4 protein-coding genes are annotated in these 3,571 nt (G+C 67.8%); 1 reads left to right on the forward strand and 3 read right to left on the reverse strand.

Annotation, left to right across the window (positions count from 1 at the left end; all coding sequences use genetic code 11):
- Nucleotides 1-20: 20 nt before the first annotated feature.
- From ACGFWE_RS43380 to ACGFWE_RS43390, 3 genes are all read right to left on the reverse strand, one after another.
- Entirely contained in the window at nucleotides 21-872 is an 852-nt protein-coding gene (locus ACGFWE_RS43380; RefSeq protein WP_393606195.1) for an IS5 family transposase, read from the reverse strand.
- A 79-nt stretch (nucleotides 873-951) separates the two neighbouring features.
- Complete coding sequence (locus tag ACGFWE_RS43385; protein ID WP_393606197.1) at nucleotides 952-1,833, reverse strand: TIGR03620 family F420-dependent LLM class oxidoreductase; 882 nt, start codon at nucleotides 1,831-1,833, stop codon at nucleotides 952-954.
- The gene (locus ACGFWE_RS43390) at nucleotides 1,830-2,756 is read right to left on the reverse strand and encodes an NmrA/HSCARG family protein (protein ID WP_393606199.1); all 927 of its coding nucleotides are present in this window, start codon (nucleotides 2,754-2,756) and stop codon (nucleotides 1,830-1,832) included. The genes ACGFWE_RS43385 and ACGFWE_RS43390 overlap by 4 nt, the downstream gene beginning before the upstream one ends.
- Before the next feature lie 119 nt (nucleotides 2,757-2,875).
- Here ACGFWE_RS43390 and ACGFWE_RS43395 point away from each other — a divergent pair, with 119 nt between their 5' ends.
- The gene (locus tag ACGFWE_RS43395; protein ID WP_393606201.1) at nucleotides 2,876-3,463 is read left to right on the forward strand and encodes a TetR/AcrR family transcriptional regulator; all 588 of its coding nucleotides are present in this window, start codon (nucleotides 2,876-2,878) and stop codon (nucleotides 3,461-3,463) included.
- Nucleotides 3,464-3,571: the final 108 nt, after the last annotated feature.

The raw sequence follows: 3,571 nt of genomic DNA on the forward strand, positions 1-3,571 counted from the left end.
AGAGCGACCGAGGTTAGGCGTCATCTCAGGCGACGTGCAGTTGGGCGGCTCGGCCACCGGTAGAGCTTTCTTGCACGTCGAACTAAGGCGCGCACGGTGACGAACGCGGCGGCGAGGTAGAGGTAGAAGTCGACTACTCGGCCATCGCGTTCGAAGCAGCGGCGGATCTTGCCGTAGCCGTTCATCCAGGATTGGGTGCGTTCAACCACCCAGCGCATGCCGACTTGGATCGGAGCGGGCACGCCTTTGCGGGCGATCTCGCCGATGAGGCCGTGGTCGTCGAGGATCCGGCGGCTGGGCTTGCCGTCGTAGGCTGAATCGAGATGCACGGTGGCATTGGTGGGCAGGTTCCCGACCTGGTGCTTGGCGGCTTCGATGGTCGGTTCGAGCAGGACCGAGTCGTGCCGGTTGGCGCCGGCTGAGGCGAGGCCGAGCGGTATCCCGTCGCCGTCGACCAGGGTGGAACGTTTGAGCCCTTGCTTGGCCCGGTCGACTGGCGACGGCCCTGCCTTGTCGCCCTTGCATGGGGCCTTGGTGTGACAGCCGTCGACGGACAGCTCGGACAGGTCCAGGCCGATCATCTTGTCGTACGCGGTCAGCGCGATGCGGTGCAATTCGTGTGCCAGTCCCAGGCTGCTCCACTCTCTGAGCCTGTTGCGGATGGTCCAGTCCGAGCAGTCGGCGGTGGCGACTCGTTCGTATCCAGAGCCGTGTACCAGTGCTTCGACAACCAGTCCGAACACCATCCTGTCTGGAACGCGTCGACGGTGGCAGCCCAGCGGATGCGTGGGGTCGAACTCGGGTCGCTCGGGCAGGAGAGCGGAGAACTGTTCCCAGAGAGGCTCAAAGAGAGATGACGGCACGGAGGGCAAGGCATCTCCTTGGCTTGCTCGGCGAACAGGGCGGCGAGAGCAGCAGAGCCGCGCCTGTTCGCCACGTTCCCGGGCCGGGTCAGGGCAGCAGATGTACTGCGAGTTGCTTCCACTGCCGTGTGGGCGGGGTGTGGGGCGTTGGGGTGAGGAGGTGGAGGCTGACGTGGTCGGCCCCGGCGTCAAGGTGCTCATGGACGCGGCGGGCGATGTCCTCGGCGGTGCCGTGGGCCACGAGCGCGTCGACGAGTCGGTCGTCGAGCGGGTCCACGTTCTCGTACCCCAGGTCTGGGAGCAGGGTGCGGCGGTTGGGCAGGGCAGCTGCTGCCGTGGTGCGAGCCAGTGCGGCGGTGTGCGAGCGGTCCGGGCCCATCACGCACAGCTGGGTGACGGCCAGGAGCCCGGTGGGTCCGAGCACGGCTCTGGCGTTGCGGGTGTGTTCGACCGGCATGCCCAACGGGTTTGCGCCCCAGGCTCGTTCGGCGGCGAGTGCGAGCATGCCGGGGTCCAGGGCCGTCAGCACCCGGTGTGGCGAGGCTGCCGTGGCCGGAGGCCCGAAGGGGGCGGTGTCCAGCGCGTCGAGGTAGGCGCGCATGGTGGGCAGTGGGGGGCCGAAGCGGTGGCCGCGGATGTCTTCGGCGAGGCTGGGGTGGCTGTCCCACAGGCCGAGCAGGAAGCGTCCGGGGAATGCCTCCTCAAGGGTGCGCTGTGCGGCGGCGGTCGTCACCGCGTCACGCGCGTAGATGTCCGTGCTGCCGGCTGCCACCACGATCCGGCGGGTTTGCGACAGCAGGATCCCGGCCTGCGCCATCGCTTCCCGCCCCGCTGTCTCGGGGAACCACAAGGTGCCGAAGCCGAACTCCTCGATAGTGGTCACGGCCTCGCGGACACCGGCAGCCGGGCAGCTGTCGAGTTCGCCGGCCCAGATGCCGATACGCCCAAGGTGGGGCCTCTGACCGCTCACGCGCCCTGTTCCTGTGCATCCTGGGAGTTCAGGAATGCCGTGATCTGGGCTGCACCGGTTCGCTCCAGCCAGGTGCGGAAGTCCATCGCGGCGGGGTGGATCCGCCGTGTGGCGGTGATGTCGGCGCGGTAACCGCGTTCGTTCAGCCACTGGTGGGCGAAGGCGAACTGCTCGTTGACGGCGCGGATCGTTTCTATCGGGATCTGGGCGTACGGCAGCGGGCGTCCGATGGCCGTCTCGATGTGCGCTGCGATCTGGACCGGAGTCAGTTCGTCGCCAGCCAAGGCCATGGCTCGCCCGACCCACTCCTGGGGCCGGGAGAAGGCCAGGGCGGTAACGAAGCCGACGTCGTCCACGGCCGTGATCTGCAGCGTGACGTGGGGTGCGATACCTGAGACCAGGTTGCCGCCTTGCAGGGCGTATTCACCGGTGTAGTTCTCCATGAAGGACACCGGCCGCAGAATCGTGGCGGGCAGGCCGAGCTTCGCAAGGTTCTGTTCGATGCGCCACTTGCTGATCAGGTTCTGCGGCAACATCTCACTGTCATGGCGGTCCGCGCCGGCGACCGAACTGAAGACGAGGTGCTTGATGCCGGCGGTTTGGGCGGCTTCGGCGATGTTCATTCCCCAGCGGACCTCGTCCTCGGCGGAGAAGTCCGCCGCCGTGCCGGGGGAACCCACCGTGGGCTGGACGCTGAACAGCCCGTAGGCGCCTTCGGCGGCGTCGACGAGAGAGGAGATGTCCTCCATCTCCGCGCGTACGATCTGCGCGCCGGCGCTCGCCAGGGCCTTGGCCGGCGCGCCGTCCGGATTGCGTGTGAGGGCGCGCACCTGCCAGCCACCGTCGAGTAGATGCCTGGTCACTGCCCGGCCCTGCAGGCCGGTCGCGCCTGTCACCACGATGGTCTTGTCCGTCAGCTCCACTGTCTCTCCTGGATCTCGCACGCACCGGGGAGGACCATCCCGTAAGTGGGGTGGCCCTCCAGTTAATGCTCGATACAATATGGAGGGCCACCCCGGTTAGCAAGCCGTCAGGAGCTCCCGTGTCCCAAGACGCCACCGTGCCGTCCTCGCCCAGGCGTCCCATGCGCGCCGACGCTCGGCGCAACTACGAACGGATCCTGACCGCCGCCGGGGCCGCCATCGCCCAGCACGGCGTTGAAGCCTCCTTGGAGGAGATCGCGCGCCATGCCGGAGTCGGCTCAGCCACACTGCACCGGCACTTCCCCTCCCGGCAGGCGCTGCTGGAGGCCGTCTTCAAAGACCGGGTGGAGACCCTCTGCGCCAAGGCACGCGACCTCGCGACCGAGTCCGATCCGGGGGCTGCGCTCGTCACCTGGCTCCACGCCGTCGGGGCACACGCCGTAACCAACAAGGGTCTGGGGGCAGCCCTGATGCCTGGCGCCGGCGATCCGACGCTCGGGGACACCTGCCACACGCTCATCGTGAACGCCGGCAGCGAACTACTCGCGCGCGCTCACCAGGCACACGCCATGCGCCCCCAGGTCACCATCACCCAGCTGCTCAAACTCGTCGGAGCCATCGCGCTGGCCACCGAACACGACAGTGACGGCGCGGCCGAAACCGATCGCCTGCTGACACTCGTCATCGACGGGGTGCGCCAGCACTGATAGCTCAGAGAAGATCGTCCGACATGACAGGCGAGAACCAGGGCATTTCCATTGCCATGGGACCCCCGGGCTTCCGCAACCCTCGGGCCTATCCTCGGTCGCTCTTAG

The sequence above is a fragment of the Streptomyces sp. NPDC048523 genome (assembly GCF_043199815.1).
Classification (GTDB): Bacteria; Actinomycetota; Actinomycetes; order Streptomycetales; family Streptomycetaceae; genus Streptomyces.